The sequence below is a fragment of the Streptomyces sp. PTL18 genome (genome assembly GCF_059510295.1).
The window spans coordinates 1-15,463 of sequence record NZ_JCAJZO010000051.1; the positions used below are offsets into that span (position 1 = coordinate 1).

Below are 15,463 nucleotides of genomic sequence, written 5' to 3' on the forward strand. Positions count from 1 at the left end.
ACGGACTACCGGCGTAGGACACTAGCGCCCCCGCTCCGCCGCCGTCACCCACCGGTACACCAACTCGGGGCGCCCCACCTGCCCGTACAACGGGTTCCGCCCCGCCCGCCCCGCCTCCACCAGGTGCTCCAGATACCGCCGGGCCGTGATCCGCGAGATCCCCACCGCCTCGGCGACCCCGGCGGCGGTCAGCCCCTCGGGGGCCTCGCGCAGCGCCCCCGTCACTCGCTCCAGCGTCGGCGCGCTGAGCCCCTTCGGCAGCGCCGCCGGGCTCGGGGCCCGCAGGGTGGCCAGGGCGCGGTCCACCTCGTCCTGCCCGCTCGCCTCGCCCACGGCCTCGCGGAACTCCGCGTACCGCACCAGCCGGTCCCGCAGCGTCGCGAACGTGAACGGTTTGAGCACGTACTGGACGACCCCCAGGGAGACGCCCTCCCGCACCACCGCCAGATCCCGCGCCGAGGTCACCGCGATGACGTCCGCGTGGTACCCCGCCGCCCGCAGGGAGCGCGCCAGCTGCAGGCCGTGCACGTCGGGCAGGTGCAGGTCCAGCAGCAGGAGGTCCACCCGCGTGCGCTCCAGGGCACGGCGCGCCTCCGCGCCCGTGGCCGCCTTGCCGACCGCCGTGAAGCCCGGGACCCGGCCCACGTACATCACGTGTGCGTCGGCGGCGACCGGATCGTCCTCCACGACCAGCACGCGGATGGGCTCGCTCATACGTCACCTCCGGACACGGGCCCGGTGCCGGGCCCCGTCGTCGGATTCCCGCCGCGCGCGCGGCGCCTGGCACGCACGTCTGCCGCGTTGTCGTCGGCCGCCGGCTCCCCCACGCTCGAACCCGCTCGCGCGGGGGGACCCCCATCGCGTCGACTCCCTTCTTCGCCCTGCAGCCGCACGCACCAGGCGCGGCGCGGCCCGCCCTCCGGGCGGACGACGGGAATCCGACGACAGGGCCCAGCGCGTCTCATGCGTCACCTCCGGGAACGGCGGCCCCGGCACCCGGTGACGTCCGCGGAGCCGCAGTGGCCGCCCCCACGGTAGGCAACGGCACCCGCGCCTCGAACTCCGCCCCGCCTCCGGCCGCCTCCGACACCGCGAGGGTGCCGTCGTGGCGGCGTACCGTCTGGCGGACCAGGGCGAGCCCCAGGCCGCGGCCGCCCGGGGCGGTGGCCGGCTTGGTCGACCAGCCGCGTTCGAACACCGCCTCCGCATGCGCGGGGTCCACCCCGTCCCCGGTGTCCGACACCCGCAGCACCAGGTCCGGGCCCTCCGTGTACGCGGTCACCGTCACCCGGCCGCCCACCGAGCCCTGGGCCGCGTCCACCGCGTTGTCGATCAGGTTGCCGAGGATCGTCACCAGGTCCCGGGACGGCACGGAGGGCGGCAGCAGACCGTCGTCGATGCGGCTGTCCTCCGACACGACCAGTTCCACACCCCGCTCGTTCGCCTGCGCCGCCTTGCCGAGGAGCAGCGCCGCGAGCACCGGCTCGTTGACCGCGGCGACCACCTGGTCCGTGAGGGCCTGCGCCAGTTCCAGCTCGGCCGTGGCGAAGTCGACCGCCTCCCCGGCGCGGCCCAGCTCGATCAGCGAGACCACCGTGTGCAGCCGGTTCGCCGCCTCGTGCGCCTGCGAGCGCAGCGCCTGTGTGAAGCCGCGCTCCGAGTTCAGCTCACCCGTCAGCGCCTGCAACTCGGTCACGTCACGCAGGGTCACGACGGTACCCCGTCGTTCGCCGCCGGAGACCGGGGAGGTGTTGACCACCAGCACCCGGGCGGCCGTCAGGTGCACCTCGTCCACCCGGGGCTCGGAGGACAGCAGCGCGCCCGTCAAGGGGGCCGGCAGTCCGAGGTCCGCGACCGAGCGGCCCACCACCTCGCCTCTCACCCCGAGCAGCTCCCGCCCGCCGTCGTTGATCAGCGCCACCCGGAACCGGCCGTCCAGCATGAGCAGGCCCTCGCGCACGGCGTGCAGCGCGGCCTGGTGGTAGTCGTGCATCCGGCTCAACTCGGTGGCGTTCATGCCGTGCGTGGAGCGGCGCAGCCGGGCGTTGATCACATAGGTGCCGATGCCGCCCAGCACCAGCGCGGCGACCGCGACCCCGGCCATGGCGGTCACCTGGTCCTGGACCCGGGCCGAGACCGTCTCGACCTTGATGCCCGCGCTGACCAGGCCGACGATCCGGCCACCGTCCCGGATGGGCGTGACCGCGCGCTCGGACGGGCCCAGCGTGCCGGTGTACCTCTCGGTGAAGGTCTCGCCCTTCAGCGCGCGGTCGATGTGGCCGCGGAAGTGCTCGCCGATGCGCCGGGGATTGGGGTGGGTCCAGCGGATGCCCTGCGGGTTCATGATCGTGACGAAGTCCACGCCCGTGTGCCGCTGCACTTGGAGCGCGTAGGGCTGGAGCGACTTCGTCGGGTCGGCGGTGCGGATCGCCGCCCGGACCGACGGGGAGTCGGCGACCGAGCGGGCCACCGCCGTCGCCTGCCGGTCGGCCGACTGGCGGGCCTGGCTGTGGTCGCTGACGTACGTGAACAGCGCGTACCCGGCGACGAGCACCGCGATCAGCACGGCCTGCATGGCGAAGAGCTGGCCTGCGAGGCTGCGGGGTCTCGGTATGAGGGGCACGCGCATGGGTTCAGTCTGCCCCGCCGTTCCGGCTCGTCGTATAAGCGTGAACTAAATGAACGGAAGGGTGACCGCCCTCACAGGGCGGGAGATAGTCACCGCAATGCCCGGGAGCGTTCCCCCCTCCCGGACCCCGGGAGCACGGCTCCCGGACCTGGGAGTACCGCTCCCGCCATCCCCCGGACGTGAGCCGCACGCCGGATGAAACCGACGACGTCGTCGAGGAGGGCAGCCCGTGGCCAGCACAGCCCGAACGGCACCTGCCGCGCCCGCAGCCAAGCGGGACCGCACCCACTATCTGTACATCGCCGTGATCGTCGCGGTGGCGCTCGGCATCGCCGTGGGCCTGGCCGCCCCCGATGCCGCGGTCCAGCTCAAGCCCCTCGGCACGGGCTTCGTGAACCTGATCAAGATGATGATCTCACCGATCATCTTCTGCACGATCGTGCTGGGCATCGGTTCGGTACGGAAGGCCGCCAAGGTGGGGGCCGTCGGCGGCATAGCCCTCGGCTACTTCCTGGTGATGTCCCTGGTGGCGCTCACCATCGGCCTGGTGGTGGGCAACGTCCTGCACCCGGGCGAGGGCCTGCACCTGACGAATGCGATCAAGCAGTCGGGCCACGCCCAGGTGTCGTCCGACGCGCTGCCTCCGGTCGACTTCGCGCTCTCGATCATCCCGAAGACCTTCGTCTCCGCCTTCACCGAGGGCCAGGTCCTGCAGACCCTGCTGATCGCGCTCCTCACCGGGTTCGCACTGCAGGCGATGGGTTCCGTCGGCGCGCCGGTGCTGCGCGGCATCGAGCACGTCCAGCGGCTCGTCTTCCGCATCCTCGCCATGGTGATGTGGGCCGCGCCGATCGGCGCCTTCGGTGCCATCGCCGCCGTCGTCGGCTCCGCCGGCCTGGACGCGCTCAAGAGCCTCGCCGTGCTGATGCTCGGCTTCTACGTGACCTGTGTCCTGTTCGTCTTCGTCGTCCTCGGCGCGGTGCTGCGGATCGTCTCGGGCCTGAACATCTTCTCGCTGCTGAAGTACCTCGGCCGTGAGTTCCTGCTGATCCTGTCCACCTCGTCCTCCGAGTCCGCGCTGCCGCGGCTCATCGCGAAGATGGAGCACCTGGGCGTCAGCAAGCCGGTGGTCGGCATCACCGTCCCGACCGGCTACTCCTTCAACCTCGACGGCACCATGATCTACATGACCATGGCGTCGCTCTACATCGCCGACGCGCTGGGCACCCCGATGTCCGTCGGCGAGCAGATCCCGCTGCTGCTGTTCCTCCTCGTCGCCTCCAAGGGCGCGGCGGGCGTCAGCGGCGCCGGTCTCGCCACGCTGGCCGGTGGGCTGCAGTCCCACAAGCCGGCGCTGGTCGACGGCGTCGGCCTGATCGTCGGCATCGACCGCTTCATGAGCGAGGCCCGTGCCCTGACGAACTTCGCGGGCAACGCCGTGGCCACCGTCCTGATCGGCACCTGGACCAAGGAGATCGACAGGGAGCGGGTCCGGCAGGTGCTCGGCGGCGAGCTGCCCTTCGACGAGACCACGCTGCTGGACGAGGGTCGCTCGGCCGTCCCGGCGGACGAGGCCGGCGAGGCACCGCTGCCCGAGCAGGGCGGCGAGAAGGTGCCGGCCAAGGCCTGACGTCCGCCCACTCCCCGCTCCCGGACGGCTGGGAAGCTCCCCCGTGGCTCAGCCGTCCGGGCTCCACACCGCAGACACCGGGCGGTCAGGCCTCCCCCCGTGGGCCTGGCCGCTCGGTCCTTTCCGTTTCCCGGCGCTGCCCCTCGCCCGCTGTCGCCGCCAGCTCACCGGCCCGTCCGGCGGGCACTCCCGCCGCCGTCAGCAGGGTGACCACCGCCGAGCGACCCGCCTCCGGCGCTGCCAGCAGGCCGTCGTTGACCGCCTCCATCAGCGCGAACAGCATCTGCTCGTGCACATACGCCAGCGCCTGCGGCGGCAGCGGCGAGACGAACACGCCCTCCTCCAGACCACGCGCCAGGAGCTCCTCACACGCCTTGCGGACCGGTGCCAGCCGGTCGCGGATGCCCTGCACGGTGACGCTGCGCTGGGCCAGCGCGACCAGGATGCGGTAGCGGTCGGCGACCTCCCACACCGCGAGCGCCGAGCGGGCCAGTGCCTCCGCCGGGTCCGCGACGCCCTCGTGGCCCGCCGCGTGCGCCGCCGCCACCGCCTCCACCGCGCCGTCGACGAGGGTGCTGATCAGCGCCTCACGGTTCGGGAAGTGCCCGTACACCGTGCGCCGTACGACGCCCGCGGCGCGGGCGATCTGGTCCATGGACGCGTCCGGGTCGCGCAGCAGCTCGGCCAGCGCGACATCCAGGATGCGGCGGCGGTTTACATCGGCCCGGTTGGCGTTACCCGTGGTCATGGCTGCCATTGTGCACGGCCCGGCGGGGCGTCCCGTGCGCCGCCACAGGGCCTTCACCTCCTCCATTTGCACACTGCTGTGCAATACCGTAGTTTGCACAGCGTTGTGCAGTTGCACGTCAGTGTGCAAGTCGCTGTGCTCGTCATGGGCAATGGAGAAGAGGAAGGCCCGCACCCATGCGTCTCGTCATGAACGAACCGGTCGAGAGGATGGACCGGCCCTACCACCGGCGCTGGTGGGCGCTGCTCGTGCTGTGCCTGAGCCTGCTGATCATCGTGATGGCGAACACCGCCCTCACCGTCGCCGCCCCCGAGATGACCCGCGACCTCGGCCTCACCAGCGCCGATCTGCAGTGGGTCATCGACGGCTACACCGTCCCCTACGCGGCGCTGATGCTGCTGCTCGGCGCGATCGGCGACAAGTACAGCCGGCGCGGGGCGCTCGTCCTCGGGCTCGTCGTCTTCGGTGGCGGCGCCGTCTCCGGCTACCTCGCCGACAGCGCCGCCACCGTCATCGCGGCCCGCGCCGTGATGGGCGTCGGTGCGGCACTGATCATGCCCGCCACGCTCTCCCTGCTCGCCGCGACCTTCCCGCGCGCCGAACGCGCCAAGGCGATCACCCTGTGGACCGCGACCGCGGGGCTCGCCATCGCTGCCGGACCGGTCGTCGCCGGAGCGCTGCTCGAGGACCACGGCTGGTCCTCGACCTTCCTGATCAACGTGCCGATCGCCGCCGTCGCCCTCGTCGCCGCCCTGGTCCTGGTCCCGCCGTCCAAGGCCGACCACCACGAACGGATCGACGTCGTCGGCGGCCTGCTCTCGGTCGTCTGGGTCGGCTCGCTCGTCTACATGATCATCGAGGGGCCGCACTTCGGCTGGGGCACCAAGGCCGTCACGGCCGCCGTGGTCGCGGGCGTCGGACTCGTGCTGTTCGTCGCCTGGGAGCTGCGCCACCCGCGCCCGGTCCTCGACGTCCGCCGCTTCGCACGTCGCCGCTTCGCCGGCTCCAACCTCGCCGTCGCCCTGTTCTTCCTGGCGGTCTTCGGCGCCTTCTACTACCTGACCCAGCACCTGCAGTTCGTCCTCGGCTACGACGCCCTGCAGACCGGGCTCCGCATGCTGCCGCTCGCCGGAGCCGTGTTCGTGGGCTCGGCGCTGACCGGGTTCCTCACCCCGCGCGTCGGCATGAGGGTCACCGTCACCGCGGGCATGGTCGGCGGCACGGCGGCACTCGCGCTGCTCACCCGCGTCGACGCCGGATCCACCTACGGCGACTTCGTGCTGCCCCTGGTGATCCTGGGCCTGGCGATCGGCCTCGCCCTCTCGCCCTGCACCGATGCCATCATGGGTTCGTTCCCGGAGCCCGAGCTCGGCGTCGGAGGCGCCGTCAACGACACCTCCATCGAACTCGGCGGCTCACTCGGCATCGCCGTCCTCGGCTCGGTGCTCGCCAACTCCTACTCCTCCCACCTGGCGGACGCCACGGCCGGCAGCCGGCTCCCGGCGAACACGCTGGACACCGCGCAGGACTCCGTCGGCGCCGGATACGCGGTGGCGCAGGGCATCGGCGACAGGGCCCGGCAGCTCGCCGAGCAGGCCGCACACGCGGGCAGCGCCCGGCAGGCCGCACAGCTCAGGGCGCAGGCGGACCAGCTCGCGCACGGCGCCCGGCAGATGGCCGACGCGGTCGCCTCGTCCTTCGCGGACGCCGTCGCCCACACCAGCCTGGTCGGCGCGGTGGTCCTCGGCGTCGGCACCGTCCTGGTCGCGGCGCTGCTGCCGCGCAGGGACCGTCCCGCACAGACCTCCGAGGAGCAGGCCGAGGAGCGGGAACTCGTCACCGCCGAACGCCACTGACCTCGCGGGAACCCCGCGCCCTGCCCCTACGTCTCGTAGGACATGCACTACCGTGCCGTGCCGGAACGACCGGCACGGCACCGTCATGTGGGAGGCACGGGGGTATGAAGATCGACTGGGACCGGCGCACCTGCGCACGCCGTGGGCATGTGACCTACGCGCCGGACGACCCCCGGCTGCGGATCCGGCTGCACGCCCAGACCGCGCTCGGGGACGTGTGGCGCTGCCTGCGCTGCGGTGACTTCGCGCTCGGAGAGCCGCACGGCTCCGGACCGGCCGGTGACGCCCCCCTCGTGCCGCGCGGCAAGGTGCTGCGCGACCTGTTCATCCTGCGCTTCCTCGCCCTCGAGCGGGCCGTGCGCGGTGTGTTCATCGTGCTCGTCGCGGTCGCCGTGTGGAAGTTCTCCAACAGCCAGGACGCGGTACGGCGGCTGTTCAACGAGTACCTGGAGGTCCTCCGCCCGGTCTTCCGGCACTTCCACTACGACCTCGACCACTCGCCGGTCGTGGGCACCATCCAGAAGACCTTCGGCTACCGGCACTCCACGCTCCTGCTGGTGGCCGGGCTCCTGCTGGCCTACGCGCTGATCGAACTGACCGAGGCGGTCGGCCTGTGGTACGCCAAGCGCTGGGCGGAGTACCTGACGGTGGTCGCCACCGCGGCCTTCCTGCCGCTGGAGGTGTACGAACTCACCGAGCACATCAGCGGCCTGAAGATCGCCACCCTGATCCTCAACATCCTCGCGGTCCTCTACATCGCCTTCGCCAAACGACTGTTCGGGCTGCGCGGCGGCCGGAAGGCGTTCGAGGAGGAGCGGCGCAGCGCCTCCCTGCTGGAGGTGGAGGAGTCGGCGGGCGTTCTGCTCACCTCCTGAGCCGTCCCGGTCCCAGCGGGCCCGCCGTCTTCACCGTGCGCGGCACCGACGCCGACTCCAGCGTGCGGATCGCCCCCAGGGCACCGAGGCGGTGGCTCGGGCAGGCGTGCAGCGCGGACGGGTCGGGGCGCAGGGCCTGGCCGCACGAGGTTCGCCGGGCCGGTCGTCGCCGCGACGGACGCGGGCTGGTCACGGCCGGCGTGCGTACGTGCCATCTCGTCCAGGTGTGCGGGGGCGACCGCCGGGACGGGGCGGACTCAGCGGCGCACGCCGGGGGAGTGGCGGGAGTCTTGCGGCTTGCCCTGACGTCCGCGTCAAGGATTACCGTCGCGGACATGCGAATCGGCGAGCTGGCGGCGCGGGCCGGGACCACCACGCGGACCCTGCGGTACTACGAGTCGCGGGGGCTGCTGCCCGCGCGGCGCGGCGGCAACGGATACCGCGACTACGACGAGCGCGATCTGCGGCTGCTGCAGCAGATCCGGACACTGCAGGACTTCGGGTTCGACCTGGAGGAGACACGTCCCTTCGTGGAGTGTCTGCGGGCCGGGCACCCGGCGGGCGACTCCTGCCCGGCGTCGCTCGCGGTCTACCGGCGCAAACTGGACGAACTCGACGCACTGATCGGGGAGTTGCGGGCGGTGCGGGAGACGGTCGCAGGCCAGCTCGCGCGCGCCGAACGGGCACGCGACGAGCTGGCCGCCGAGGCGCTGGTTCCGGGGGGTCCGGAACCGCTGTGCGAGCTGGGAGGGCAGGAGCGGTGATCAAGACGACTGGTGTGGCCGAGGTGACGGACGCGGACTTCGGGGCGGAGGTGCTCGCATCGGATCTGCCGGTGCTGGTGGAGTTCACCGCCGACTGGTGTCCGCCGTGCCGGCAGATGGGGCCGGTGCTCAGCTCCCTCGCCTCGGAGGAGGCCGACCGGCTCAAGGTCGTCCAACTGGATGTGGACACCAACCCGGAGACGACGAACGCGTACAAGGTGCTGTCGATGCCGACCTTCATGGTCTTCCGGAACGGCGAGCCCCTGAAGGCGATGGTGGGGGCGCGGCCCAAGCGGCGGCTGCTGGAGGAGCTGTCCGACGTGCTGTGACACCCCGCCGTTACCCGCCGGTACAGCGAAAAATCCCCCGAGCAATTGCGCTCGGGGGATTTTCGTGCGTATATTCAATGGTTCGCGATTTCAAATACGACGATACGCGAAGAAGTTCAGTGAGCACAGTATATCCGGCCGGGAGCTGAATTGTCAAACACCGAATTTCCGGACGATGAATTGCGGCACGAGCAGGAATTCATCGACGGGTTGTACGTGCGGGTGGACGCGCTGCGCGGCGACACCGAGACCTCCGTCACGGACGCGCTGGCCCAGGGTGACAAGCCGATGCAGGCCCGCCTGGAGAGGGACATCCTGGTCGCCGAGCGCTCGGGACTGCTGGCCGCGCTGAACGCCGTGGACGGCTCACTGTGCTTCGGCCGTATCGACCTCACCTCCGGGGCGAGCCACCACATCGGCCGTATCGGCCTGCGTGCCGACGACGCCGAGCGCACCCCGATCCTGATCGACTGGCGGGCGGAGGTCGCCCGCCCCTTCTACCTGGCCACCGGCCACACCCCGATGGGCCTGCGGCGGCGCCGGCACATCTCCACCGAGGGACGCCGGGTCACCGCCCTGCACGACGAGCACCTCGACGTCGCCGACCACGAACGCACCGGTCACGAGGACCCCGCCGGCGACGACGTGCTGCTCGCCGCGCTCAACGCGGCCCGCACCGGCCGGATGGCCGACATCGTGCGCACCATCCAGGCCGACCAGGACCGCATCATCCGCGCACCCCACCGGGGCGTGCTCGTCGTGGAAGGGGGCCCCGGCACCGGCAAGACGGCCGTCGCGCTGCACCGCGCGGCCTACCTCCTCTACGAACACCGGGAACTGCTGGCCCGCCGCGCGGTCCTCATCGTCGGCCCGAACCCGGCGTTCCTCGGCTACATCGGCGAAGTGCTGCCCTCCCTCGGCGAGACCGGCGTGCTGCTCGCCACGGTCGGCGAACTGTTCCCCGGGGTGAGGGCGACCGCGACGGACACGTCCGAGGCGGCCGCCGTGAAGGGCCGCGCCGAGATGGCCGACGTCCTCGCACGGGTCGTCGCGGACCGGCAGACGCTGCCCGACCCGGTCATCGTCGTCGAACACGACCGGGACGTCCTGCTGCTCGACGACGGGCTCGTGAACGTGGCCCGGGAACGCACCCGCGCCGCGAAACTGCCGCACAACGTGGCGCGCGAGCACTTCGAGGGCCACATCCTGAACACGTTGACGGACATGGTCGCCGAGCGGATCGGCACCGACCCGTACGACGGCTCCAACCTCCTCGACGTGAGTGACATCACCCAGATCCGCGACGAACTGGCCGAGAACCCGGAGGTCTGGTCCGCCATCGACCAGCTCTGGCCCCGCCTGACCCCGCAGCGGCTGGTCGCCGACTTCCTCGCCGACCCGGAGGGCTACGTGTCCGAGGAGGACGCGGCCGCCATCCGCCGTCCGGTCACCCGTACCTGGACCACGGCCGACATCCCGCTGCTCGACGAGGCGGCCGAACTCCTCGGGGAGGACGACCGGTTGGCCCGTGCACTCGCCGAACGCGAGCGCGAGGCGCAGGTGTCGTACGCACAGGGCGTGCTCGACGTGTCGTACGCCTCCCGGACGTACGAGTTCGAGGACAAGGAGGACAGCGACCCCGAAGCCTCGGAGGTGTTGTCCGCGCACGACATCATCGACGCCGAGCGGTTCGCCGAGCGGCAGGAGGAGGCCGACCACCGCAGCGCCGCCGAACGCGCCGCGGCCGACCGCACCTGGGCGTTCGGGCACATCATCGTCGACGAGGCGCAGGAGCTGTCGCCGATGGCGTGGCGACTGCTGATGCGGCGCTGCCCGACCCGTTCGATGACACTGGTCGGGGACCCGGCGCAGACGTCCGAGGCCGGCGGGGTCGGTTCGTGGACGAAGATCCTCACGCCGTACGTCGAGGACCGCTGGGAGCACACGCGTCTCGGCGTGAACTACCGCACACCCGCCGAGATCATGGAGGTGGCGGCGGCCGTGGTCCGGGCGGAGCACCCCGGCTTCGAACCGCCGAGCTCGGTACGGTCGACGGGCGTACGGCCGTGGGCGCGCCGCGCGGTGGACGACCTGCCCGGCGAGGTCGCGAAGGCGGCCGCGGAACTCACCCCGGCCGAGGGGCGGCTGGCGGTGATCGCCCCACGCGAGCTGCACCGGCCGCTGGCCGCGCGGATCGACGGGGCGACCGCGGGCGGCGAACCGGACCTGACCCGCTCCGTGGTCCTGCTCGACCCACGCCAGGCCAAGGGGCTGGAGTTCGACTCCGTCCTGGTGGTCGAGCCGGGACGCTACGGCACGAGCGACCTCTACGTGGCGCTGACACGGGCGACCCAGCGGCTGGGCGTCGTGCACAGCGAGGAACTGCCGAAGCCGCTGGCGGCGGCACTGTCCGACGGGGGCACGGCCGAACGGTGACGGTCCGGGCCCGCCCGCCGGGGGGGACCCCGGCGGGCGGGAGAGCGCCCTCAGGCCGGGCGGAACCAGACCGTCGCGAGCGGCGGCAGCGCCACGCGGATGCTCGCCGCGAGGCCGTGCCACGGCGTCGGCTCGGGTTTCACCGGGTCCGGGTTGCGGGTGTCGCTGCCCCCGTACGCCGCCGCGTCCGTGTTGAGCGCCTCGTGCCAGGCCGGGACGTCGTCGGGGACACCCAGCCGGTAGTCCTCGCGGACCACCGGGGAGAAGTTCGACACCGCCAGCAACGGGGCGCCCTCCGCGTCGTGGCGCAGGAACGCCAGCACGTTGTCCTCCGCGGCGTCCCCCACCACCCAGCGGAAGCCGGACGGCTCCGTGTCGCGCTGCCACAGGGCCGCGGCGGAGCGGTACACGGTGTTGAGGTCGCGGACCAGGTCCCGGACGCCCCGGTGGTCCGCCGCCGCCCCGTACTCCGGGTCCAGCAGCCACCAGTCCGGGCCGTGCGCCTCCGACCACTCCGCTCCCTGCGCGAACTCCTGTCCCATGAAGAGCAGTTGCTTGCCCGGGTGGGCCCACATGAAGCCCAGGTAGGCACGGAGGTTCGCCCGCTGCTGCCACCAGTCGCCCGGCATCTTCGACACCAGCGAGCGCTTCCCGTGCACCACCTCGTCGTGCGAGATCGGCAGGACGTAGTTCTCGCTGTAGGCGTACACCATCGAGAACGTCATCTCGTTGTGGTGGTACCTGCGGTGGATCGGGTCGTGGGCCATGTACTCCAGCGAGTCGTGCATCCAGCCCATGTTCCACTTCAGTCCGAAGCCGAGGCCCCCGAAACCGCTCGGGCCCCGGTGGTGCGTCGCCCGGGTCACCCCGTCCCAGGCGGTGGACTCCTCCGCGATCGTCACGACGCCGGGGTTGCGGCGGTAGACGGTGGCGTTCATCTCCTGCAGGAACGCCACCGCGTCCAGGTTCTCCCGGCCGCCGTGCTCGTTCGGGGACCACTGGCCGGGCTCGCGGGAGTAGTCGAGGTAGAGCATGGAGGCGACGGCGTCCACCCGCAGGCCGTCGATGTGGAACTCCTCGCACCAGTACACGGCGTTGGCGACCAGGAAGTTGCGCACCTCGCGCCGCCCGTAGTCGAACTCCAGCGTCCCCCAGTCGGGGTGCGCGGCGCGCAGCGGGTCCTGGTGCTCGTACAGCGGGCGTCCGTCGAACTCGGCCAGCGCCCAGTCGTCGCGCGGGAAGTGGGCCGGAACCCAGTCCATCAGGACGCCGATGCCGGCCTGGTGCAGGGCGTCGACCAGGTACTTGAAGTCGTCGGGGGTGCCCAGGCGGGCGGTGGGCGCGTAGAAGCCGGTGACCTGGTAGCCCCAGGAGCCGCCGAAGGGGTGCTCGGCGATCGGCATGAGCTCCACGTGCGTGAAGCCCATCTCCTCGACGTAGGCGGGGAGCTGCTCGGCGAGCTGCCGGTAGGTCAGCCCGGGCCGCCAGGAGGGCAGGTGCACCTCGTACACCGAGAAGGGCGCCTCGTGCACCGGCCGCTCACCCCGCCGGGCCATCCACGCGCCGTCCCCCCACGCGTGGTGCGAGACGTCCACGATCGAGGACGTGTTCGGCGGGGCCTCCGTGCGGCGGGCCAGCGGGTCGGCGCGCAGCGTCTTGGAGCCGTCGGGGCGGGTGATCTCGAACTTGTACAGCTCGCCCTCGCCGATACCGGGCACGAACAGTTCCCACACCCCGCTCGAGCCGAGCGAGCGCATCGGGAAGCCGGTGCCGTCCCAGAAGTTGAAGCCGCCGGCCACCCGAACGCCCCGCGCGTTCGGCGCCCACACCGAGAAGCGGGTCCCGGTCACGCCCTGATGGGTCATGGGGTGGGCGCCGAGGGCCCTCCACAGCTCCTCGTGGCGTCCCTCGCCGATCAGGTGCAGGTCGAGGTCGCCGAGCGCGGGCAGAAAACGGTATGCGTCCTCGGTGTCCTGGACCGTGCCCTCGTACTCGACCAGCAGCCGGTACTCCGGGAGGTCCGGCCGGGGCAGCAGGGCCGAGAAGAAGCCGTCCCCGTCGTCGTGCAGCTCGGCCCGCACGTCCCCGGCGACGACGGTCACGGACAGCGCGTACGGTCGGAAGGCCCGGAGGGCGACACCGCCGGGCACGGGGTGCGCACCGAGCACCGAATGCGGGTCGTGGTGGGTGCCGGCCAGCAGCCGCTCACGGTCCCCGGCCTGAAGAGCGGGGGACACCGCCGCGGCCGTGGGGTCCGCCGCGGCGCTCCTCTTCGAGGGTGCCTTCTTCACGGCGGTCTTCTTCGCGGCCGTGCCCTTGGCCGCGGTCCTCTTGGCGGGCGTCTTCTTCGCGGGGGTGGCGCCGGCCGGTGCCTTCTTGGCGGGTGCCTTCTTCACCACCGTCTTTTCGGCGACCGCCTCGGGGGCGGCCGCCTCCACCGCCGTGTTCTCGGCCGCCGCCTTCTTCGCGGCCGTCTTCTTGGCCAGGGCCTTCTTCGCTGTGGCCTTCTTCGCCCCGGTTGCCGTCTTCTTCGCCACCGCCTTCTTCTTCCCGGCCGTCGGCGGCTCGGAGGCAGCCGCTGTCGCCTTCTGCGCACCGGTCGTCGGCCGGGGGCCCTCGGCGCTCTTCTTCGTGCTGTCGTCGGACGGAGGACGGGGGGTCACGGACGGGGCCTCCTCGGCAGGCGATGACGGGTCATGGTGTGGGGTCGGCGGACAGGCGGCGTATCGCCGCCATCGGCACCGCGAGCCACTCGGGCCGGTGGCGGGCCTCGTACACGACTTCGTAGACGGCCTTGTCCGTCTCGTACGCGCGCAGCAGGACGGGTTCGGTGCGCGGATCGCGCCCGGCGACCTCCGCATACCCGGAGCAGTAGGCGGCCCGGCACTCCGTGGCCCACTCAGGGGCCGCCGGGACGGCCGAGTGCGCCGCGTAGTCGAAGGAGCGCAGCATCCCGGCGATGTCCCGTGCCACCGGCTGCGGCATCCGGCGCTCGGTCAGCGGCTTCGACGGCTCTCCCTCGAAGTCGATCAGCGACCAGGCCCCGGACGGCGAGCGCAGGCACTGCCCCAGGTGCAGATCGCCGTGCACACGCTGAGCGGTCCACACATGCCCCTCGCCGGCGAGGTCGCCCAGCGCCTCGAACGCGGAGCGCAGCCGGGGGGCGTACGGCCGCAGCACCGGGACCGCCCGGACCGCCTCCTCCAGTCGCTCGGTCATGCCGTCGACCAGCAGCCTCGTCCGGGCGTGCCCGAGCGTCACCGTGGGCAGGGCGCCGGCCAGTACCGTGTGCACCTCGGCCGTCGCCCGCCCGAGCGCCCGCGCCTCGGCGGTGAAGTCCTCGCCCTTGGCCAGCTCGCGCAGCGCCAGCTCCCAGCCGTCCGTCGCGCCCCGCACATACGGCTGGAGCACGGCCAGCACGTACGGGTCCTCCAGGTCGTCCACGTCGGTGAGCAGCCAGCCGGCCGGTGCGGGCACCCGGGGGCAGCCCTCCCGCGCCAGGGCCAACGGGATTTCGAGGTCGGGGTTGACGCCCGGGAGCACTCGGCGCAGCAGCTTGAGGATGAACGTATCTCCGTAGACGATCGAGGAGTTCGACTGCTCGGAGGTGATCAGCCGGGGGACGAGCCCCTCCCGTATCTCCTGGCGCGTGTCGCCCTCGAAGCGGAGCAGGCCGACATGGGCGCGGCTGCGGATCGCCTCCAGGAGCACGGTGGCGGCGCGGGGGTCGTAGAGCGCCTCGTACACGGTCCGCCCTGCCAGCGGGCCGTCCTCCAGATGCCCGATGAGCGCGGGCGCCAGGTGTGGTGGCAGCGCCTCGCGCACGCCTATCAGCAGCTGGTAGCAGTCCCCGGGGCCTGGCACGGCGCCCGGCGCCGGGGACTGAGGCTGGTGTGCCCGCACGAGGAGGTGGACCAGGCCCAGCGGGCCGCCGGGCGGCAGCAGGTCGGTGGCCGCCACCAGGGAGAACCCGGTGACCGGCCGTCCCTTGCCCGCGAACCAGCGCTGTCGCGGCAGCCACTCCCGCAGCAGGGGATCGAGGGAGGCGAGCAGGCCGGGGTGGGGCGCGGCGGGACGGATGACGGCTTCCGGCATGGAGTGCGTCCTTTCCCCGGGGGCGGTCGGGGGGTCACTTGCCTGCGTGCCCCGGTCGGGGCGGTGGAAACCGCCCCGACCGGACGACTAGGCGACGTCCT

General features: G+C 72.3%; 12 protein-coding genes. 6 read left to right on the plus strand and 6 right to left on the minus strand.

The genetic code is table 11. The features are described from left to right. Nucleotides 1-21: 21 nt before the first annotated feature. Both AC5WS8_RS37735 and AC5WS8_RS37740 read right to left on the minus strand, forming a co-directional pair. Nucleotides 22-714, minus strand: coding sequence for a response regulator (locus AC5WS8_RS37735; protein WP_496108006.1), 693 nt, complete (start codon nucleotides 712-714; stop codon nucleotides 22-24). Nucleotides 715-961: 247 nt separating this feature from the next. After that, nucleotides 962-2,629, minus strand: coding sequence for an ATP-binding protein (locus AC5WS8_RS37740; protein WP_496108007.1), 1,668 nt, complete (start codon nucleotides 2,627-2,629; stop codon nucleotides 962-964). A gap of 229 nt (nucleotides 2,630-2,858) precedes the next feature. Between AC5WS8_RS37740 and AC5WS8_RS37745 the strand changes: the two genes are divergently transcribed. Beyond that, nucleotides 2,859-4,259, plus strand: a complete 1,401-nt coding sequence (locus AC5WS8_RS37745; RefSeq protein ID WP_496108008.1) for a cation:dicarboxylate symporter family transporter — start codon at nucleotides 2,859-2,861, stop codon at nucleotides 4,257-4,259. Nucleotides 4,260-4,344: 85 nt separating this feature from the next. Here the strand turns inward: AC5WS8_RS37745 and AC5WS8_RS37750 are convergent, their stop codons facing one another. Continuing rightward, complete coding sequence (locus AC5WS8_RS37750) at nucleotides 4,345-4,962, minus strand: TetR/AcrR family transcriptional regulator (RefSeq protein ID WP_496108017.1); 618 nt, start codon at nucleotides 4,960-4,962, stop codon at nucleotides 4,345-4,347. Nucleotides 4,963-5,183: 221 nt separating this feature from the next. Here AC5WS8_RS37750 and AC5WS8_RS37755 point away from each other — a divergent pair, with 221 nt between their 5' ends. Together AC5WS8_RS37755 and AC5WS8_RS37760 are read left to right on the plus strand one after the other, a co-directional pair. Beyond that, complete coding sequence (locus AC5WS8_RS37755) at nucleotides 5,184-6,863, plus strand: MFS transporter (protein ID WP_496108009.1); 1,680 nt, start codon at nucleotides 5,184-5,186, stop codon at nucleotides 6,861-6,863. A 104-nt stretch (nucleotides 6,864-6,967) separates the two neighbouring features. Next, nucleotides 6,968-7,738 carry a DUF2127 domain-containing protein gene (locus AC5WS8_RS37760; RefSeq protein ID WP_496108010.1) on the plus strand — a complete coding sequence of 257 codons (771 nt, stop codon included), beginning with the start codon at nucleotides 6,968-6,970 and terminating at the stop codon, nucleotides 7,736-7,738. Here AC5WS8_RS37760 and AC5WS8_RS37765 read toward each other — a convergent pair. Next, entirely contained in the window at nucleotides 7,728-7,931 is a 204-nt protein-coding gene (locus AC5WS8_RS37765) for a hypothetical protein (protein WP_496108011.1), read from the minus strand. The two genes, AC5WS8_RS37760 and AC5WS8_RS37765, sit on opposite strands and share 11 nt — an antisense overlap. 142 nt (nucleotides 7,932-8,073) lie before the next feature. Between AC5WS8_RS37765 and AC5WS8_RS37770 the strand changes: the two genes are divergently transcribed. The 3 genes from AC5WS8_RS37770 (at nucleotide 8,074) to AC5WS8_RS37780 (ending at nucleotide 11,267) form a co-directional block, all read left to right on the plus strand. Further along, the gene (locus tag AC5WS8_RS37770) at nucleotides 8,074-8,502 is read left to right on the plus strand and encodes a MerR family transcriptional regulator (RefSeq protein WP_496108012.1); all 429 of its coding nucleotides are present in this window, start codon (nucleotides 8,074-8,076) and stop codon (nucleotides 8,500-8,502) included. Beyond that, nucleotides 8,499-8,831: a thioredoxin gene (gene trxA / locus AC5WS8_RS37775; RefSeq protein ID WP_496108013.1), complete on the plus strand. Its 333-nt coding sequence runs from the start codon at nucleotides 8,499-8,501 to the stop codon at nucleotides 8,829-8,831. The genes AC5WS8_RS37770 and trxA overlap by 4 nt, the downstream gene beginning before the upstream one ends. Before the next feature lie 150 nt (nucleotides 8,832-8,981). Then, the gene (locus tag AC5WS8_RS37780) at nucleotides 8,982-11,267 is read left to right on the plus strand and encodes a HelD family protein (protein ID WP_496108014.1); all 2,286 of its coding nucleotides are present in this window, start codon (nucleotides 8,982-8,984) and stop codon (nucleotides 11,265-11,267) included. 50 nt (nucleotides 11,268-11,317) lie between these two features. Here the strand turns inward: AC5WS8_RS37780 and glgB are convergent, their stop codons facing one another. Together glgB and AC5WS8_RS37790 are read right to left on the minus strand one after the other, a co-directional pair. Beyond that, nucleotides 11,318-13,930 (minus strand): 1,4-alpha-glucan branching enzyme, encoded by a 2,613-nt coding sequence (gene glgB / locus AC5WS8_RS37785; RefSeq protein ID WP_496108015.1) that lies wholly within the window; start codon nucleotides 13,928-13,930, stop codon nucleotides 11,318-11,320. A gap of 31 nt (nucleotides 13,931-13,961) precedes the next feature. After that, nucleotides 13,962-15,362: a maltokinase N-terminal cap-like domain-containing protein gene (locus tag AC5WS8_RS37790; RefSeq protein ID WP_496108016.1), complete on the minus strand. Its 1,401-nt coding sequence runs from the start codon at nucleotides 15,360-15,362 to the stop codon at nucleotides 13,962-13,964. Nucleotides 15,363-15,463: the final 101 nt, after the last annotated feature.